We start from the raw sequence: 16,354 nt of genomic DNA on the forward strand, positions 1-16,354 counted from the left end.
CAGGTTTCGGCAGAGAAGCATGGCAGCGCACCCATGAGGCTTAACAAGAGCGTCTGACCATATCAACTGCACGACTTGCCCTGGCCGCCTCAACCGATAGCGATCGACGATGCCAAGCGCTCAATACTGCACGTTGCCGCCGTCGAGTCTCCGGGCCTCGACAGAAGTGAACTGATCCCAATCATTGCTTGAGTGGCGCTATTGCCAGTGTTCATGCATCTTAGGCACAGATTGACATCCGATAAGGACTCTCTCCTATGGAGCTGCGCCATCTGCGCTATTTTGTGGCGGCTGCCGAGCGCGGCAGCGTTCATGAAGCGGCCGAACAGCTTCACATCAGCCAACCAGCGGTGTCGCGTCAGATCCATGACCTTGAAGATGATCTGGGTGCGACGCTGTTCTTGCGCTCCACCAGAGGACTCGAGCTGACGCCAGTGGGCGAGATGTTCCTGAGTCGGGCAAAGAGGCTCCTCGAAGACGTCGAGGACGCCAAAGTGCACGCCGGTCGCATGGCTCAGGGGCTAAGCGGGCGGCTCTCACTGGGCTTCGTGGAAAACGCGACCTGGGGCGGTCTCCTACCGCAGATACTCATGCGTTTCAAACTGCATGCCCCCGACGTCGATCTCGAATTATTACCGCTAAACTCCAGCGATCAAATCGTCCAATTGGAAAGTGGACGTCTGGATGGTGGTTTCATCTATCCGTTTGGTGATATAGCACCATGCATGGAAACGCTAACGCTGGACACGCATGACGTGGTTGCCGCGCTTCCCAGCGCCTGGCTATCCGAAACAGCACCCCCTCGCAAACTGAAGGATCTGGCGAACAGGGATTTCATCACCTTCCCGCGCCCGGTCTACCCCGCCTATTTTGACCGTCTCCAAAGCGTCTGCCTGTCACTGGGAGTACCGTTGCACAGCACCCAGACCGCAGAGACTGAAACCGCCATCCTCTCGTTGGTTTCCTCAGGCATGGGAGCCGCCATCGTCAATTCGGCCAACCGGTTTCGTCCGCCATCACTGGTCGAGCTGGTCGAGCTAGAAGATCTCTCGATACCGCTCACACTAACTTTTATTCATGCGGCATCGAATCCAAACCCTGCACTACGCTCGTTTCTGGCAATTATCGAAGCGGAGTGCAGAGCCAGCTTGTGATGCCTTTTAGGCATCACGCTGAATACCTATAAGTATTATTTTTATCTTTCGCATCGGCCCATGGTAATGGCATCAGTTCCGTTGTACGGGTATGCCAATGTCTAACGCCGAGACCAATACGCCAACCCTAATCACGACCCAGATCGACTTCGATCGCGATGGCGTTCAGCATGGCTCGCTACAGGTGCCTTATTCCCGGGACCGATCTGCTTACGGCCATATCCCGATTCCAATTACCGTCATACGCAGAGGAGGGGGGCCACGTGTACTACTGACTGGCGGCAATCATGGCGATGAGTACGAGGGCCCGGTCGCTCTCATCAAGTTGGTGCAGCGTCTGAAAGATGAAAGTGTCCGCGGCACGCTGATCGTCATTCCTTCCCTCAATCTGCCAGCCGTTTTGAATGCATCGCGTACATCGCCCATCGACGGGGGCAACCTCAATCGTCTGTTTCCAGGGCGGCGGGATGGGAGCATCACCGAGATGATCGCCCATTACGTCGAGCACGAACTGTTTCCACGAGTGGACGGCGCCATCGACCTGCACGCTGGTGGTGCATCTTTCGACCACCTGCCTACGCTGTTGACATTTCCCCCGGCCGACGCCGGTACCAGTGGCGATTATCTGGCGCTGATCGAGGCCTTCTCGGCACCTCGTGCCATGGCGCTGGATATGCTGGGCGAGGATCGCACTTACTCAAGCGCCGCCGCACGTGCAGGCATCTGGTTCCTGGGTGGAGAGTTGGGGGGCGGATCGCGCTGCGATCCCGACTGCCTCGAGATCGTCGAGAGCGGTCTGGCCAGGGTGCTTCATCGCTTGGGCATGATCGCGGTTGCACCACCATCGGCTTCGAGAAAAACACAGTGGCTGGCAGTACAGGGACATAGTCACTACCTCTTCACACCCCGGCCGGGGATGTTCGAACCCTGCTTCCGTCTGGGGGAGACGGTCACCGAGGGCCAATTGGCCGGACGTCTTTATGACCCTTACGAGCCTTGGCAGCCACCGCGCGAGCTTTACGTTGAAAGCGACGGCATCGTGGTCTGTGCGCGCACCTTTGCCGGTGTCGATGCAGGCGACTGCCTGTGCGTACTGGCGGCGGAAGTCGACAAGTCGCTCATCGAATGAATTCACTGCTGTCACTCGGCCTATCGTCTTCTCGACACACCGAGTGACAGCGACAAACAACATCAATAAAAAAATAGGAGGTCTACTATGACCACCTTTTCACGACCAACCGATAAGCGGCGTCGTGTCGGACTCCCGCACATCTACATCATCTTGTTGCTCTGCATCGGCATGGCCGCCCTGGCGACACATTGGATCCCCGCCGGAGAGTACGCGCGCATCCCAGGGCCCGAGGGACGCCCCGTCATCGATCCAGGCAGCTTTCACGACGTGGCCGCTTCTCCTGCCAGTTTCATGGACTTGATGCTCGCCGTACCGAGCGGACTCGTTGGGTCGGCCCAGATAGTGTTCTTCGTTCTCATCGTTGGTGGTGCCTTTGCGGTACTACGACGGACGGGCCTGATCGAGTTGGGCGTTGAAAACTTAAGCCGGCGCTTCTCCGATCGCCGCCTACTGCTGATCCCAACATTGATGATTGTCTTCGCGTTACTGGCAACGTTCATCGGCGTCCCCGAGCTATCGATGGTTTACGTGCCTATTCTGTTGCCGTTATTGATCGCTCTCGGCTACGACTCGGTCGTTGCCGCCGCCGTGGCCCTGTGTGCCACCGGGCTGGGTTATTCGGTAGGCGTCTTCAATCCGCTAAACACTGGCCTCGCTCAACAATTGGCCGATTTGCCTCTCTATTCGGGCTACTCATTCCGCATTACTTTGCTGGCCGTGCTACTGACAATCTCGATCGGTTATATCATGCGCTACGCCCATTGTTTGGCGCGCAACCCCGCAAGAGGATTGATGGCACATGACGCAACCGAGCGCGACAAGCGAGAGCGATATCAGGCGATTGCAGGTCATTCTAGCTCTCGTCTCTCCAAGCGTCAGTGGCTGGCAGCACTGCTCGCCCTGGGATGCCTTGGACTCCTGATCTTTGGGGTGACCCGCCTAGGCTGGTACATGACTGAAATCTCGGGCCTGTTCATACTGATGACGCTACTCATCGGCGCTGCTGCGGGGTTGGCGGGAGAGGTCATCTGTGAGTCGTTCACCGACGGCTGTCGAGAAGTGATGATGGGCGCGTTGGTCGTCGGTATCGCACGTGGTGTGGCGGTCGTTCTGGAAAATGGCCACGTGCTGGATACGATGGTATTTGTCATGGGGCAACTGGTCAGCGAGTTACCACCAGTCTTTTCTGCCATCGGTATGTACGCCGCGCAACTCGGTATCAACTTCTTCATTCCTTCCGGTAGTGGCCAGGCACTCGTCACCATGCCAATCATGGCGCCACTGGCAGATATCGTTGGTGTCACCCGACAGACAGCGGTACTTGCCTTCCAGCTTGGCGACGGCATGAGCAACATTGTCTATCCCACCGCCGGCTATTTCATGGCGACACTGGGCATCGCCGGTGTGCCATGGTCGAAATGGGTGCGGTTTTTCCTGCCACTATTCTTGCTCTGGATCGTCACCGCCACGGCATTTCTAATTCTGGCGCAGATCTTGCAATGGCAGGGGTGACCTATAACAAATATATCTATCGATTCTAACCCGGTAAATGTCATTTGCGCCTAGCTTCCGTTCCAGCCAGGCACGTCAGTATTACTCCTGTCGAACAGGAACAGTGCCATTCGGCCATTTCCCGGCACAGGTCAATCGCGACCCACTTTTAGTAGGTCTACCTACAACGCACTGCAAGGCGAAACACCATGACGATCGAGAAAGTACTGTACCGAGCCCACGCACAAGCTACCGGCGGCCGTGACGGCCGTGCCGTCTCCTCCGACAATCAACTCGACGTGCGTCTTACAACGCCGCGTGAACTCGGCGGCGCTGGCGGCGAGGGTACCAATCCCGAACAGTTGTTTGCAGCAGGGTACTCCGCCTGCTTCCTCGGCGCGCTCAAGTTTGTCGCTGGCCAGGAGAAGGTCAAGCTACCGAGCGAGACGCGCGTCGAGGGTAGCGTCGGGATCGGCCAGGTTCCGACCGGCTTTGCTATTGAAGTTACGCTGAGCATGTTCTTGCCCGGCTTGGACCAAGAGCAAGCCCAGGCACTGGTTGATCAGGCCCATATCGTCTGCCCCTACTCCAACGCTACCCGCGGCAATATCGACGTATCCCTGGAAGTCCATGTCTGAGCTGAGCCCGAACGGAGGCTGGCCGCGCCGTATGAAGCGTTGGCGGCCACCTCCTAACCCTGAGAAAGAGGAATTGCGCAATGAAAATGACCAGTAAACTTCTCGCCGGTATTGCACCCGCCATCGTCACTAGCGGCGCCTTTGCGGCTGATGCCCCCTACGTCGAAGGCAACGTTCAGGCCTTCCTTGACCAGCTTGCTGCCGGCGGCGGCACGCCGATCGAGCAACTTTCGCCCAAGGACGCCCGTGGGGTGCTGAGCGGCGCCCAGTCCTCGGTCGAGGTCGACCTCTCCGGCATCACGGTCGAAGCGAAGACGATCACGATCGACGGTGAGCAGATTGACCTCAGGATCGTGCGTCCCGAGGGCATCGTGGACCAACTGCCCGCGTTCATGTTCTTCCATGGCGGCGGTTGGGTGCTAGGTGATTTCCCCACCCACGAGCGGCTGATTCGTGACCTGGTTGTCAATTCTGGCGCGGTAGCAGTCTACGTCGACTACACGCGCTCACCGGAAGCCCAATATCCGGTGGCCATTAACCAAGCCTACCGTGCCACCCGCTGGGTAGCCGAGCATGGCGATGAAATCAACGTCGACGGATCGCGGCTGGCAGTAGCCGGCAATAGTGTCGGCGGAAACATGGCAACGGTTGTCAGCCTGATGGCGAAAGAGAACGGCACCCCGCAGCTAAGGTACCAGGCGCTGCTGTGGCCGGTGACGGACGCCAGTTTTGATACCGATTCCTATAACCAATTCGACCAGGGCTACTTCCTGACCAAGCCGATGATGGAGTGGTTCTGGGATAATTACACCACCGACCCTGAGGAACGTGACAACATCCATGCGTCACCGCTACGTGCCAGCCTGGATCAGCTCAAGGGCCTGCCGCCCGCGTTGGTTCAGACCGCAAGCAATGACGTACTGCGCGATGAAGGAGAGACCTATGCCGCCAAGCTCGATGCCGCTGGCGTGCCGGTCACTGCGGTACGCTACGAAGGTATGATCCACGATTACGGCCTGCTGAATCCGTTAAGCGACGTGCCCGAAGTACAGGCTGCGATGCGTCAGGCTGGTGAAGAACTGAAAGTACATCTTAAGTAAACGCCATCCCTATGCACGATAAGGCAGCATAGATCAAGTGCCGTAAAATTTCCCCGCCCCTTGATTACACATAGATGTCAGGTGCCGCATGGTGGGTACATTTTTTCTAGGATAGTTTGGCTCACTTTACCTGCTATTCTTCTATTTCTGCCCACCATTCCCTAGCACTACTTAGCTTGAACCAAACCTCTGGGTGCCGGACCAGCCCAGAAGACAATTCGGAAATATTAAAAATTTTTGAGGATCGAAGATGAACTCAGACAACTACAACCTCTCTCGACGCAGCCTGCTCAAGTTGACAGGCGCAGCAGCGACGTTAGTTGCCAGCCCAATACCTGTCACACTGGCTGCCAATAACTCGCCGGCAAAACTTTTTTTCACCGAGACGGGCACTGGTGAAAATCTTATGCTATTGCATGGTTGGACATGCGATTCCAATGACTGGAGTTGGCAATTACCACTTTTTGAGAGTAAGTATCGCGTTGTTGCGGTGGATTTGCGCGGACATGGCTGGTCCGAGGTCATGCCCTCGGGTGCTTACCTACCAGAGGATTATGTGCGTGACATCGAGTCGTTGATTACGACTCACTATCCTGGTCAGAAATTTACTCTCATGGGGCACTCGATGGGGGGCCAGGTTGCGGCTCGTCTTGCTGCCAAACGACCGGATCTAGTCAAGGCCGTCGTGTCCGTTGATGGGTCACTTGGCTTTTCGGAACAGGTAGGGAAAGCTTTTGCGAAGGTAACGCAGGCCCTGCAAGCGAAAGAACCTGATGCTGTAACTTCAGCCTTGTTCGAGAAAGTCTACGACAAGGCGACCGACCCAGCCTTTAAGAGCTGGCATGCAAGGCGAGTCAAAGGAATGTCGGAAATTGCCGTTCGCGAATCGTTCGGCCCCTTGTTCATGGGATCGGATCAAGTAGGGGTTGGTGAATCCAGCGCGACGTTCTGCAAACAATTGAATATGCCCTTTTATCATCTGTGTCGCGATCAAGCACAGGCAGATCGAATGCGCCCATGGTTCTCAAACGATAAATCGAAAGTCGATGTCTGGAACGATACGGGGCACTGGATCATGCAGGATCGACCGGATGATCTCAATGCAGCGGTAACGTCCTGGATCGATACTGTCTAGCCTATGAGACCGTATCGCCGGCAATGGCGAGGCGATAGGGCCGCCCTCTTTAAAGTTTCTCCATGGCGAGTCGCGTTACCCAATATAAACTTCGTGATTTAACGAATTTTTTGAGGAGTTCATCATGGTCGCTTCCGCTGTAGAACCACTTTTTCGGCCATTCCAACTTAAATCACTGTCGCTTCCCAACCGCATCGTCATGGCGCCCATGACTCGAAACTTTGCGCCACGAGGTGTGCCAGATGACGACGTGGTCGCCTACTATCGCCGCAGAGCCCAACATGGCGTCGGCCTGATTCTATCGGAGGGCACCGTGATCGACCGGCCATCCGCCCGTAACGAGCCCTGCATTCCCTTCTTCCATGGCGAGGCTGCGCTGGCTGGATGGCAGCGAGTTATCGATAGCGTTCAAGCCGCCGGCGGCCGCATGGGCCCTCAGCTCTGGCACGTCGGGGCGGCAGCCAGTTCCAAGTCCAACTGGACGCCTGAAGTACCTGTGGAAAGTCCTTCTGGCTTAGCCGGACCCGACCAATCGTACGGCCGGGCAATGACCGAAGAGGATATAGCCGACACCATCGATGCCTTCGGTCGGTCGGCGGCCGATGCAAAACGGCTGGGATTCGATACCGTCGAGCTCCATGGCGCCCACGGGTACCTGCTGGATCAGTTCTTTTGGGGTGCCACCAATCTTCGTAGCGATGGTTACGGCGGATCGGATCTGCAAACACGTTCGCGCTTTGTCGCCGAAGTCGTGGCGAAGGTGCGTGCTGCTGTTGGTGAAGACATGCCAATCATCCTGCGGCTCAGTCAGTGGAAACAGCTGGATTTCTCCGTCCGGTTGGTCAACTCGCCCGATGAGATGCACGACTGGTTGATGCCTCTAGTCGAGGCCGGTGCGGATATCCTGCATTGCTCACAGCGGCGTTTTTGGGAGGCGGAATTCCCTGAGGTGGATGGCGAGGAAGGTCTGAACTTTGCGGGCTGGGCCAAGAAGCTGACAGGGGCAGCGACTATCAGCGTGGGTTCGGTCGGCTTGTCCGGCGATTTCGCGGGCGCTTTTGCTGGCGAGAGTTCGAGTCCAGCCTCTCTCGACAATCTTGTGCGACGGCTCGATCGAGACGAATTCGATCTTATCGCGGTCGGGCGTGCCTTGCTCAACGACCCTGAGTGGGTGGCCAAGATTCGCGAAGGTGACGAAGGCGCTTTGCTGGATTTCGAAAAGGGAGCATTAGATCGGCTCTATTGAGCCTGGTTGGATAGGGATATCCATTGTCCAGAACCTCGCTTCGAGCTTCGAGCTTCATCTGAGTCGATGCGGTGAGTGGGCGGTGGCAGGCAGCGCTGCCATCACCGGTATAGGCCGCTACGGGATGCTGACTCGCACCACTGAGTCAGCACGCATCTCGTCTCCTGTAGTGGAGGCTTCGTAAATCTGCTTCTCTTGTCCGACAGACCATTCGAGCAGTACAGCCAGCGGGTACTCAAGACTGCGATCGGAAGCACTCAAGCGATATTCCACTCGAGGTGGGGTGCCGGCATAAAACCTACGTTCTGTCAATGCATGGTGCCCAAGTGCGCGCAGCTTCTTTACCAGCATCTTGGGCACCAGTAGTAGCCAGACCACTGCGGCGGGATTTATGCAGCGTTTACTTGGATACGACCCCTTATCGAACAGGCTAGTCAACAAAAAAGGTGGTCAATTGCTCGATCACTACGTCGGGCTCCTCTTCCGGCACGTAATGTCCACAAGCATCGATCGTTCCACCACTCACGTTGTCGGCAACGCTTTTAAGGGTATCCAACAGCACGTTACCGACACCTCCGCTGGCGCCCCACGCCAATACCGGGATGCTCAGTTGTCGCGCCCCACGCTCCCGGTTCTGAGCTATGCCGCCTTCGTTGAACAGCGCCCGGTAATAGTCAAAGCCGGCCCGAGCGGCACCAGGTGCACTGAACACTCGCGTGTATTCATCCAGATCGGCAGGTGTGATCGCTGACCGGTTGAGCATTTTCGACGTGAACAACCAGTCCAGATAGACCTTCTCGCGCCCCTGAACCAGCAACTCGGGGATATCTGTGAGCCGATTGAACCCGAAGTGCCAGGTCCGGGTGTTGACCTCTTCCGAGGGAGTGCCCCCGGGCCCCGCGGGTGTAATACCAGGCAAGGCGGCGTCATAAAGGGCTAGGCGCCCGATATCATCCGGCCAATCAGCCGCCCAAGCATAGCCGATCCACGCACCGACATCATGGCCTGCCACATCCAGCGGCCCGTCAGCCAGAAGTCCTAGATGCTCGACGAAGCCGTGAAGGTCTTTCGCCACGGTACCCAAGTCGTAACCATGGGCGGGTTTATCGGAGTCGCCCAGCCCCCGTGGATCAATAGCGATAACTCGCCGTCCTACTGCTACCAGTGCCGGCATGACGTAGCGCCATGCGTACCAGCTTTGTGGCCAGCCGGGGATCAGTAGCACAGGTTTACCGGAGCCACCCTCGACATAGTGCATGTTGACGCCTCCGACCTGGACATGACGGTGGCGGAAGTGCTGCCAGAACTCAGAGAGTTCGATATTACCGGACTCACTAATAGTGGAATCGGTGGAAGGAATAGTGCTCATGAAAGTCTCCTTTTGAGATGGAAAAATGCCCGTCAGATGGCGACGGCGGCCTTGATGCGACGCATCTTAAGAACGGCCATTGCAACGATGGAGAGCAGCATGACCAGAACCGAGAATGTGATACCTGCTGCACGCAGGCCTATGTATTCGATAGCAATGCCAAGACCCAGGACCGGCACGGCTACTGCGAGATAAACGACGACAAAAAGCAATGAGGTGATTTCGGCTCTCTTGCCTGCTGGGCTGGCAGTAGTGACGGCCACGATGCTGGCAGCGAAGATCGCTCCTTGCCCCAGACCGGTCGCGGTGGCACCGATGATCAGAAGCGTCACGGAATTACCGATTAGGGATATGGCCAGCAACCCGGCGCCCAGAATCAGCACGCCACAGGCCAGAGGCAACCGAGCCTCCTCGGCAAGCCGACGCTGCAGGAACTGCCCACCCAACGAGGCCATGAAGACGACGAAGATCAGGCTGCCCACTGCGGCCCGATTGGAGATACCGACGACCTTGCCAAGAATCGCCGGCTCCAGCGAGGTCAGCAGTCCTAGTAAAGAAAAACCAGCGAAACAGGCGATGGCCGACGGGAAAAACACTGCGCGTACGCTTGTCGGCAACCCTAGGCTCTGTGGACGCAGTCTAGGATGGGATGGCCGTGCGACCGTTTCAGGGCAATGGAAAAGAAACACGCCGGCTGCCACTAAAAGCATCAGGTAGATCAGATATACAAGATGCAAAGGCCCTGGCAGATATTGAGAAATCGTCCCGCTCAGGAGGGGACCAAGACCCAAGCCGCCCATGTTGGCTGCGGCGGCCAGCATCGCCGCAAATGTTTTCTGTCTGTCAGGCGCTAGTTCGATGACTGCGATCGTCGCTGTAGCCGTAAACAAACCAGCGGATAACCCCGACAGCGCACGACCGAGCAGCAAAACCCACAACGCTCCACCGAACAGAAACAACAGCGAACTGGCTGCCGCACAAGCCAGGGCAGCGTATAGTATCGGCCGGCGCCCAACCTGATCGGACCACGGTCCGGTGATGATGAGTGCACCCAGCACACCAAAGGCGTAGGTCGCAAAGATCACGGCCACCATCAACTCGCTTATGTTCAAATGGCGCTGATAGAGAGGGTAGAGAGGTGTTGGTAGCGTTGTGCCCGCCATACCAATGGCGAAGATCACCGCCATCACGATGAACCCATAGGTTTTGTAACGGGGTTGAAGATGGGAACGCTTGATATTTGGAACGTTGAACATGTCGAAGCGGCCATTAAAAGGGAATGATTGTTTCCTAATGAGGCAAAAAAATTAGCCGAGACTGCGCATGGCCTGTAGGACGATGCCTTCGATCTCGGCCGCGTTGGCCCCACGCTTGCCCAATACACGCATACCTTCCACCGTGCACAGCAGATAACGAGCAGACGTCTCGATATCGAGATGGTTCGGTAAGGACCCATCCTGGATGCCTAGCTCGATGAAGCCGACGAACAGTTGCTCGATCCGCGAGAGCGCCTGGCGGAAGCGATGTGCCAATTTAGTATCGAATGTGTCGATATCGGTCAGCCCTCCCAATACTAGGCAACCACGCCGGCCCTCGACGTCATGCGAGACATCCCCATAACAGCGCAATGTGGCCAACACTTTCTCGCGGCCAGTCCGTGCCGGCTCAAGATGGCGGGCGAGCTCTGCTTCGCGTGCTTGGATATAGCGGTCCAGTGCGGCAATGAAGATCGCTCGCTTGTCCTTGAAGGCCTTGTACAGACTGCCGGCGGTTAGTCCCATGGCAGCCCGCAGATCCGAAATGGACGTAGCGTTGTATCCGCGCTCACGGAATACGATCAACGCGGCATCCAGCGCCTTGTCCATATCGAACTCACGTGGCCGCCCTAAGGGTCGGCTTTTCGTTTTGATGGCTGATGTGCTCATGGGCAAACTATAGAGAATAATCGTTCCCCAAGTCAAGCGCGGTGTTAGTCGTAGTCGACTCTTCTCGCCTAGGGAACGGCGCGCTTCGTTACTTATGTGCGCCTCATGATGGCAGCAGAGACCGAAGGTGCAGCGCCAAATCAAGATTGTGCACCACGACAATGGGCTATTATACGAGGTGATATTTTCAACCTTCAAATTGAGCCGCGATGTAACGCACTGAGGCCGCGATAAGTGGCAAGCCCGCGCTAGATGCCCCCATGTCGTCACTCCTTCCCGCATCGACATCGTGCCGGGCAGTAGACGACGTTCTCCCCATCTCGCGCCCACCTCTTGCGCCAAGCAAAGGGGCGCTGGCATACCGCACAGATATTGATGGGTCGTTGAGGTTTGCGATGCGGCATCAAGGCGTCTCCCGAAGATAGCCGGATCAACATAGCTAACATGCACCCTCCTCCTAAGTCGTGCATGCTGATGGACTAGGAGACAACGACATCACGGTCGCCAGGACAGGCAGGGGGATTCATGAGCCATGAATCGGAACCGACGCTCAAGGCACTCTACGAACGAGCTCGACAGCAGGAGATCGCGGGGCGCTCGAAGATGAGCAAGGCGGAACTGGCGGCGGCGCTCGAGCGGCAGTCGTTCGAGGAGGCCGCCGCCCCGGTGGTGGCGACGCGTTTCGATACCTTCAAGCGCCTCGCCGAGGCAGTGGCGGCCGGCGAATTCGTGCTGCGCCCGCGCGCACTGACCGGGTTCGAGCGTCGTCGGCACGTGCGCCAGACGCTGCGCGAGGATCACCAGACACGCATCGCGGAAGGTTGCGATCAAGCCGGCGCCAAGTTCGACAAGCTCTCCGACTCACTGTTTTCGTTCTTTCGCGGCACGGCGCTGCTGTTCTACCGCGACATGGCCGGCGACGACGCCTGGATGCCCACCGTGCTCGCCCTCGGCGACGTTCACCCCGGCAACTTCGGCGTCATGCCCAACATGGACAACGTGCCGATCTTCTCGGTCAACGATTTCGACGAGGCCTACTACGCGCCCTTCACCTGGGATATCAAACGCGGCGCGGTCGGCTTCATGATCGCTTCCGAAACCGAGGGCGAGCTCAAGCCCAAGCATCGCCCCAAGGTCGTGCGCCGCTTCGTGCAGGGCTATCTCGAGACGATGGAGCGGCTGGCGCGCGAAGGCACCGAGCAGGATGAGGAGATGCGTCACGACAACGCCCCGAAACTCATCCGCCAGCTGTTCGAGGATGCCGATGAAGACCGCGCCGAGTGGCTCGCCGACGACTACCTGAACGAGACGCGCAGCGGCTTCCGTCCGACCAGGAAACTGGTGCCGATCTCGTCGCGCCGTGACGAATTCCAGGCGATCACCGACCGGCTGGTCGAGGAGAACGAGATCGAGGTGCCGGCACGTGCCAAGGGGCGAGACAAGCAGGGCATGCATGTGAAGGACGTGGCGATACGTCTCGGCCAGGGCACCGCCTCGCTGGGTCTCAACCGCTATTACGTGCTGATCGAAGGCCCCCGGCGCGACGGCACGGACGATCTGATCATCGAGTACAAGCAAGCCCGGCGCTCCGCCCTGTCCGGCCTGGTACCGCCCTCCGCCTACGAGATGGACTCCCTAGCCGAACGCGTCAGCCATGCCCAGGCCGTGCACCTGATACGCGGCGATCTTTTCTACGGCCACGTCACGTTCGAGGGGCACAGCTATCTATCCCGCGAGCGCGCGCCATTCCGCGACGACATCGACCTCGACGACCTCTCCAAGAGTGAATGGAAGGCGTACGCCCATATCTGCGGCGGCGTGCTCGCCACCGTGCACGCCCTCTCCGACGAATCCGGCAAGCTCGACTACGACATCGAGCCCGCTATCCTCAACGCCATCGGCCCACCGGCACTGTTCGTCGGGGACATGGTGGAATTCGCCACCGAGGCCGCCGACCGCCTGCGCCGCGACCACGCCATGTTCCGCGAGGACCACGCCCGGGACGCGTTCGAGCATCTGGACTGGGTGCACCGGTGAAAGGCCCTCCAGCCGCCAACGGAACGGGGTGCGCGTTGGATAATTCCATGCCGGTGACGATCAGCTCGCTCGTTGATCGCCCAGACTTCATCGATGCCTGCGCAGCCTGGACCTACGGTCAATGGGGCGTCGGCTCGACGCGCACACTCGAAAGCACGTTGCAGCGTTTCAGGCAGGCCGCCGGTGATCAGAACATCCCGCTCACTTTCGTGGCCCATATCGGTGATCGGCCGGTCGGCATGGCGAGCTTGTTCGATGACGATTGCGATCTTCGCCCTGAGCTCCGACCCTGGCTGGCCGCCGTTTTCGTTCATCCCGATCATCGCGGCAACGGCATTGCGGGTCTGTTGATCCAGACCGTGGAACACGCGGCACAGCGCCTAGGCGAAGGCGCGCTTTATCTGACGACCAAAGACAGCCAAAACCTCTACGCCAGATACGGGTGGCGGCACGCTGGCATCGTCCAGTATCCGCAATGCGATCTCTACCTCATGCACAAGGCATTGGGCTGAAACCGAGTCGATCTCCCTTCGTGCTGCCAGCTCTTGTAGACGAATTCGAGGCCGTAGTCATCCGGGCCGCAGACCTGGGCCGCGTTCACCATCGCTTGTCTGAGCCAGAAAGACACACGCCCCTCGCACCAAAGCCCTTGAGAACGGGATGGTGACCCGCAAGGCCCACCCGCTGGTACCGCCCACGGTGGAATATCGTCTGCCCGAATGGGCCAGGCCCTGTGAACGGCATCGGATGCCCTGCTGCAATGGGCGGAACAGAAAGCGGCGCTGCAACCACAACGGGAGGCGCCGAATGAGGAGACGGCTGACCAACGATCGTGAGCTAGTAAATATCCCGTGAGGACCACGCCCGAGTGCGTTCGAACGCCTGGACGGGGTGCATCGGTGATTCAAGCAGGGGCCGAGAGGCGACAACGTTTCTGATTCATCAGGATAATCGACCATGAAATCATCAACTGGTGGCTGCCTATGCGGCAAAATCCGAATCACTGCGCATGGCGAGCCTCTTCGGGTCGGCATCTGCCACTGCATGGACTGCCGCAAGCATCACGGCGCGCTCTTCTATGCCGCCGCCAATTACCTCGCGGAAGCAGTGACCATCGAAGGCGAGCCGCAGGAGTATCAGGGACGCTACTTTTGCTCCACCTGCGGCTCTTCGGTCTTCTCGATGAGCGATGGCGAGATCGAAGTCCACCTGGGCACGCTCGATGTACCCGATCGCTTCATGCCGACCTATGAGCTATGGACCATTCAGCGTGAACACTGGTTGCCGCCGTTTCCACTCGCGGAGCGTCACGAACGAGATCGCACGCTGCCCAGGGCTGACACCTAACCGAGCAGGACGACGACCGGACCACAACGGTCTCGAGCCATCACGAGCGGCTGCGCCGTGGCGCGATGTCGCGCGCCCGGCCAGTCAAGCATCACGGCGGTTTTCGGTTGCGACATCGCTCCGCAGCGACGTCTCGACCCAGTAATAGCTCGTCCCTGGTGGGGGTGAACTGGCTCGTCTCACCCCCGCCGGGATCAAGCGGCCGGCCCCGTGCTCTCTCGTATCACCAGTTCGAAGGGCATGAGGCGATGCTCATCCGCTGCGTCAACCCGGTCATCGATGATGTCGAGCAACAGGGCCACGGCCTCGCGACCGAAATCCTCGGCGGGCTGGGCGATGGTCGTCAGGGGAGGATCGCAGAAGGAAGCGAAGGCGATATCGTCGAATCCCGCCACCGAGATATCCTCTGGCACCCGAAGACCCGCCTCCTTGATGCGCCGCATGGCGCCCATGGCCATTTCGTCGTTCTCGCAGAAGATCGCCGTGGGGGGATCGGCTCGCGACAGCAGCTCACCCGCCGCCCGATGGCCCGAGGGCGGCGTGAAGTCGCCGGGACACCACAGGCTCTCGTCCGGCATCAGGCCGGCGGCCGCCAGGGCATCCTGGAAGCCCAGCAGACGATCCCGGGTCAAGGGGCTGTTGCGCGGTCCCTTGATCATGCCGATACGGCGCTGCCCCAGTGCCAGCAGATGCTCGGTCACCGCCCGGGCGGCGGCGCGGTTGTCCAGCTTGACGGTGGGACACGGCGCCTCGTCGAGCACTTCACAGGCGTTGACCATCGGCGGGCGCGCCTTGCCGCGCGATGTCGTGAAGGGATCATAGGCGCGCAGTTGGATGAGGCCATCGGCCTGGCGGGTCGACACCAGGCCGGCGTAGGCCCGTTCGGTACGTTCATCGCCGAGTGTGTTGCACAGCAGAATGCCGTACCCCCGCTGCTGCGCCGCTTCCTGGATGCCACCAATCACCCGGGCAAAGAAGGTATTGGCGATGATCGGCACCAGCACCACCAGATTGCGGGTCCGCTGCGACCGAAACTGCACCGCCGTGAGATTCGGGCGATAGCCGGCCTGCTCGACGGCGACCAGCACCTTGTCGCGCGTTGCCGGCGACACGATATCGGGCGTCTTCAAGGTGCGCGATACCGTCGCCACCGACACACCGGCCAGCTCGGCCACCTTGCGAATATTGGTCATGCCTGGCTGTGAACCTCCTCGTCTCGTCGACCATCTCGGCATCATGCCGCGGGCCAGTCTACTGCATCGGCACTCCGGGCTCATCGCCCCACCGGCGAAGGCCCTGCGACCTAGGTCGCATTGATACTCCGCCCTTGGATGACTAGCTTACCGTCAAATGTAACCGGTTACATCAAAGGATCAGACTGGTCGAGACGGCCCAGCCGAGCATCCTGTGGAGGACGAATGACGACAACGAGACGGCGCGTGCGAATGGGCATGATCGGGGGGGGCGAAGGCGCCTTCATCGGCCGGGTGCATCGCCTGGCTGCCGCCCTGGACGGCGAGCTGGAACTGGTCTGCGCCAACTTCAGCCGCGACCCCGGCAACAACGCCCGCAGCGGCGAGGCCTGCGGCCTGTCGGCACGGCGCCTCTACCCCGACTGGCAGTCGCTGATCGATGGCGAGCGCCAGCTCCCCGAGGATGAGCGCATGGATGTACTGGTCGTGGTCACCCCCAACCATCTGCACGTGCCCATCAGCCAGGCCGCGCTCGAGGCGGGTTTCCATGTCTTCTGCGAGAAGCCGGCGGCGACCACCCTGGCGGA

Annotated in this window: 17 protein-coding genes; 11 read left to right on the plus strand and 6 right to left on the minus strand. The window is 59.0% G+C overall.

What is annotated here, in order from left to right; all coding sequences use genetic code 11:
• Positions 1-257: 257 nt before the first annotated feature.
• From AC3AYF_RS01515 to AC3AYF_RS01545, 7 genes are all read left to right on the plus strand, one after another.
• A complete protein-coding gene (locus AC3AYF_RS01515; protein ID WP_295037143.1) occupies positions 258-1,154 on the plus strand; it encodes a LysR family transcriptional regulator in 897 nt (298 codons plus the stop codon).
• Between the two features lie 97 nt (positions 1,155-1,251).
• Complete coding sequence (locus AC3AYF_RS01520; protein ID WP_295037145.1) at positions 1,252-2,283, plus strand: succinylglutamate desuccinylase/aspartoacylase family protein; 1,032 nt, start codon at positions 1,252-1,254, stop codon at positions 2,281-2,283.
• 87 nt (positions 2,284-2,370) lie between these two features.
• Positions 2,371-3,798: a YfcC family protein gene (locus AC3AYF_RS01525; RefSeq protein ID WP_295037147.1), complete on the plus strand. Its 1,428-nt coding sequence runs from the start codon at positions 2,371-2,373 to the stop codon at positions 3,796-3,798.
• A 188-nt stretch (positions 3,799-3,986) separates the two neighbouring features.
• Complete coding sequence (locus AC3AYF_RS01530) at positions 3,987-4,415, plus strand: organic hydroperoxide resistance protein (RefSeq protein WP_295037149.1); 429 nt, start codon at positions 3,987-3,989, stop codon at positions 4,413-4,415.
• A gap of 80 nt (positions 4,416-4,495) precedes the next feature.
• A complete protein-coding gene (locus AC3AYF_RS01535) occupies positions 4,496-5,515 on the plus strand; it encodes an alpha/beta hydrolase (protein ID WP_295037151.1) in 1,020 nt (339 codons plus the stop codon).
• A 250-nt stretch (positions 5,516-5,765) separates the two neighbouring features.
• On the plus strand, positions 5,766-6,650 hold the full coding sequence (locus tag AC3AYF_RS01540; RefSeq protein WP_295037152.1) for an alpha/beta fold hydrolase: 885 nt from the start codon (positions 5,766-5,768) through the stop codon (positions 6,648-6,650).
• A 124-nt stretch (positions 6,651-6,774) separates the two neighbouring features.
• On the plus strand, positions 6,775-7,896 hold the full coding sequence (locus tag AC3AYF_RS01545; RefSeq protein WP_295037154.1) for an NADH:flavin oxidoreductase: 1,122 nt from the start codon (positions 6,775-6,777) through the stop codon (positions 7,894-7,896).
• Positions 7,897-8,013: 117 nt separating this feature from the next.
• Here the strand turns inward: AC3AYF_RS01545 and AC3AYF_RS01550 are convergent, their stop codons facing one another.
• The 5 genes from AC3AYF_RS01550 to AC3AYF_RS01570 all read right to left on the minus strand — a co-directional run bounded on the left by AC3AYF_RS01550 (position 8,014) and on the right by AC3AYF_RS01570 (position 11,660).
• On the minus strand, positions 8,014-8,247 hold the full coding sequence (locus tag AC3AYF_RS01550) for a winged helix-turn-helix transcriptional regulator (protein WP_365677063.1): 234 nt from the start codon (positions 8,245-8,247) through the stop codon (positions 8,014-8,016).
• 79 nt (positions 8,248-8,326) lie between these two features.
• Positions 8,327-9,265, minus strand: coding sequence for an alpha/beta fold hydrolase (locus AC3AYF_RS01555; RefSeq protein WP_295037156.1), 939 nt, complete (start codon positions 9,263-9,265; stop codon positions 8,327-8,329).
• Between the two features lie 32 nt (positions 9,266-9,297).
• A complete protein-coding gene (locus AC3AYF_RS01560; RefSeq protein ID WP_295037158.1) occupies positions 9,298-10,521 on the minus strand; it encodes an MFS transporter in 1,224 nt (407 codons plus the stop codon).
• Positions 10,522-10,572: 51 nt separating this feature from the next.
• On the minus strand, positions 10,573-11,130 hold the full coding sequence (locus AC3AYF_RS01565) for a TetR/AcrR family transcriptional regulator (protein ID WP_295037160.1): 558 nt from the start codon (positions 11,128-11,130) through the stop codon (positions 10,573-10,575).
• 326 nt (positions 11,131-11,456) lie between these two features.
• Positions 11,457-11,660: a DUF2256 domain-containing protein gene (locus AC3AYF_RS01570; RefSeq protein ID WP_365677061.1), complete on the minus strand. Its 204-nt coding sequence runs from the start codon at positions 11,658-11,660 to the stop codon at positions 11,457-11,459.
• Between the two features lie 55 nt (positions 11,661-11,715).
• Here AC3AYF_RS01570 and AC3AYF_RS01575 point away from each other — a divergent pair, with 55 nt between their 5' ends.
• The 3 genes from AC3AYF_RS01575 to AC3AYF_RS01585 all read left to right on the plus strand — a co-directional run bounded on the left by AC3AYF_RS01575 (position 11,716) and on the right by AC3AYF_RS01585 (position 14,574).
• Entirely contained in the window at positions 11,716-13,227 is a 1,512-nt protein-coding gene (locus tag AC3AYF_RS01575; RefSeq protein ID WP_487779323.1) for a DUF2252 domain-containing protein, read from the plus strand.
• A gap of 47 nt (positions 13,228-13,274) precedes the next feature.
• Positions 13,275-13,739, plus strand: a complete 465-nt coding sequence (locus AC3AYF_RS01580; RefSeq protein ID WP_487779324.1) for a GNAT family N-acetyltransferase — start codon at positions 13,275-13,277, stop codon at positions 13,737-13,739.
• Positions 13,740-14,184: 445 nt separating this feature from the next.
• Positions 14,185-14,574 (plus strand): GFA family protein, encoded by a 390-nt coding sequence (locus AC3AYF_RS01585; RefSeq protein ID WP_487779325.1) that lies wholly within the window; start codon positions 14,185-14,187, stop codon positions 14,572-14,574.
• Positions 14,575-14,768: 194 nt separating this feature from the next.
• On the opposite strand, the gene AC3AYF_RS01590 is transcribed toward AC3AYF_RS01585, so the two are convergent.
• A complete protein-coding gene (locus AC3AYF_RS01590; RefSeq protein WP_487779326.1) occupies positions 14,769-15,767 on the minus strand; it encodes a LacI family DNA-binding transcriptional regulator in 999 nt (332 codons plus the stop codon).
• Positions 15,768-15,992: 225 nt separating this feature from the next.
• Between AC3AYF_RS01590 and AC3AYF_RS01595 the strand changes: the two genes are divergently transcribed.
• The coding region (locus AC3AYF_RS01595) for a Gfo/Idh/MocA family protein (protein WP_487779327.1) at positions 15,993-16,354 on the plus strand (362 nt) is incomplete at its 3' end.

It is taken from the genome of Salinicola sp., assembly GCF_982684285.1.

Excerpts from the sequence above, each read along its gene's own strand:
- AC3AYF_RS01515 (WP_295037143.1), top strand. The coding sequence starts at position 258 with ATGGAGCTGCGCCATCTGCGCTATTTTGTGGCGGCTGCCGAGCGCGGC.
- AC3AYF_RS01520 (WP_295037145.1), top strand. The coding sequence starts at position 1,252 with ATGTCTAACGCCGAGACCAATACGCCAACCCTAATCACGACCCAGATC.
- AC3AYF_RS01525 (WP_295037147.1), top strand. The coding sequence starts at position 2,371 with ATGACCACCTTTTCACGACCAACCGATAAGCGGCGTCGTGTCGGACTC.
- AC3AYF_RS01530 (WP_295037149.1), top strand. The coding sequence starts at position 3,987 with ATGACGATCGAGAAAGTACTGTACCGAGCCCACGCACAAGCTACCGGC.
- AC3AYF_RS01535 (WP_295037151.1), top strand. The coding sequence starts at position 4,496 with ATGAAAATGACCAGTAAACTTCTCGCCGGTATTGCACCCGCCATCGTC.
- AC3AYF_RS01540 (WP_295037152.1), top strand. The coding sequence starts at position 5,766 with ATGAACTCAGACAACTACAACCTCTCTCGACGCAGCCTGCTCAAGTTG.
- AC3AYF_RS01545 (WP_295037154.1), top strand. The coding sequence starts at position 6,775 with ATGGTCGCTTCCGCTGTAGAACCACTTTTTCGGCCATTCCAACTTAAA.
- AC3AYF_RS01550 (WP_365677063.1), bottom strand. The coding sequence starts at position 8,247 with ATGCTGGTAAAGAAGCTGCGCGCACTTGGGCACCATGCATTGACAGAA.
- AC3AYF_RS01555 (WP_295037156.1), bottom strand. The coding sequence starts at position 9,265 with ATGAGCACTATTCCTTCCACCGATTCCACTATTAGTGAGTCCGGTAAT.
- AC3AYF_RS01560 (WP_295037158.1), bottom strand. The coding sequence starts at position 10,521 with ATGTTCAACGTTCCAAATATCAAGCGTTCCCATCTTCAACCCCGTTAC.
- AC3AYF_RS01565 (WP_295037160.1), bottom strand. The coding sequence starts at position 11,130 with ATGGACAAGGCGCTGGATGCCGCGTTGATCGTATTCCGTGAGCGCGGA.
- AC3AYF_RS01570 (WP_365677061.1), bottom strand. The coding sequence starts at position 11,660 with ATGCACGACTTAGGAGGAGGGTGCATGTTAGCTATGTTGATCCGGCTA.
- AC3AYF_RS01575 (WP_487779323.1), top strand. The coding sequence starts at position 11,716 with ATGAGCCATGAATCGGAACCGACGCTCAAGGCACTCTACGAACGAGCT.
- AC3AYF_RS01580 (WP_487779324.1), top strand. The coding sequence starts at position 13,275 with ATGCCGGTGACGATCAGCTCGCTCGTTGATCGCCCAGACTTCATCGAT.
- AC3AYF_RS01585 (WP_487779325.1), top strand. The coding sequence starts at position 14,185 with ATGAAATCATCAACTGGTGGCTGCCTATGCGGCAAAATCCGAATCACT.
- AC3AYF_RS01590 (WP_487779326.1), bottom strand. The coding sequence starts at position 15,767 with ATGACCAATATTCGCAAGGTGGCCGAGCTGGCCGGTGTGTCGGTGGCG.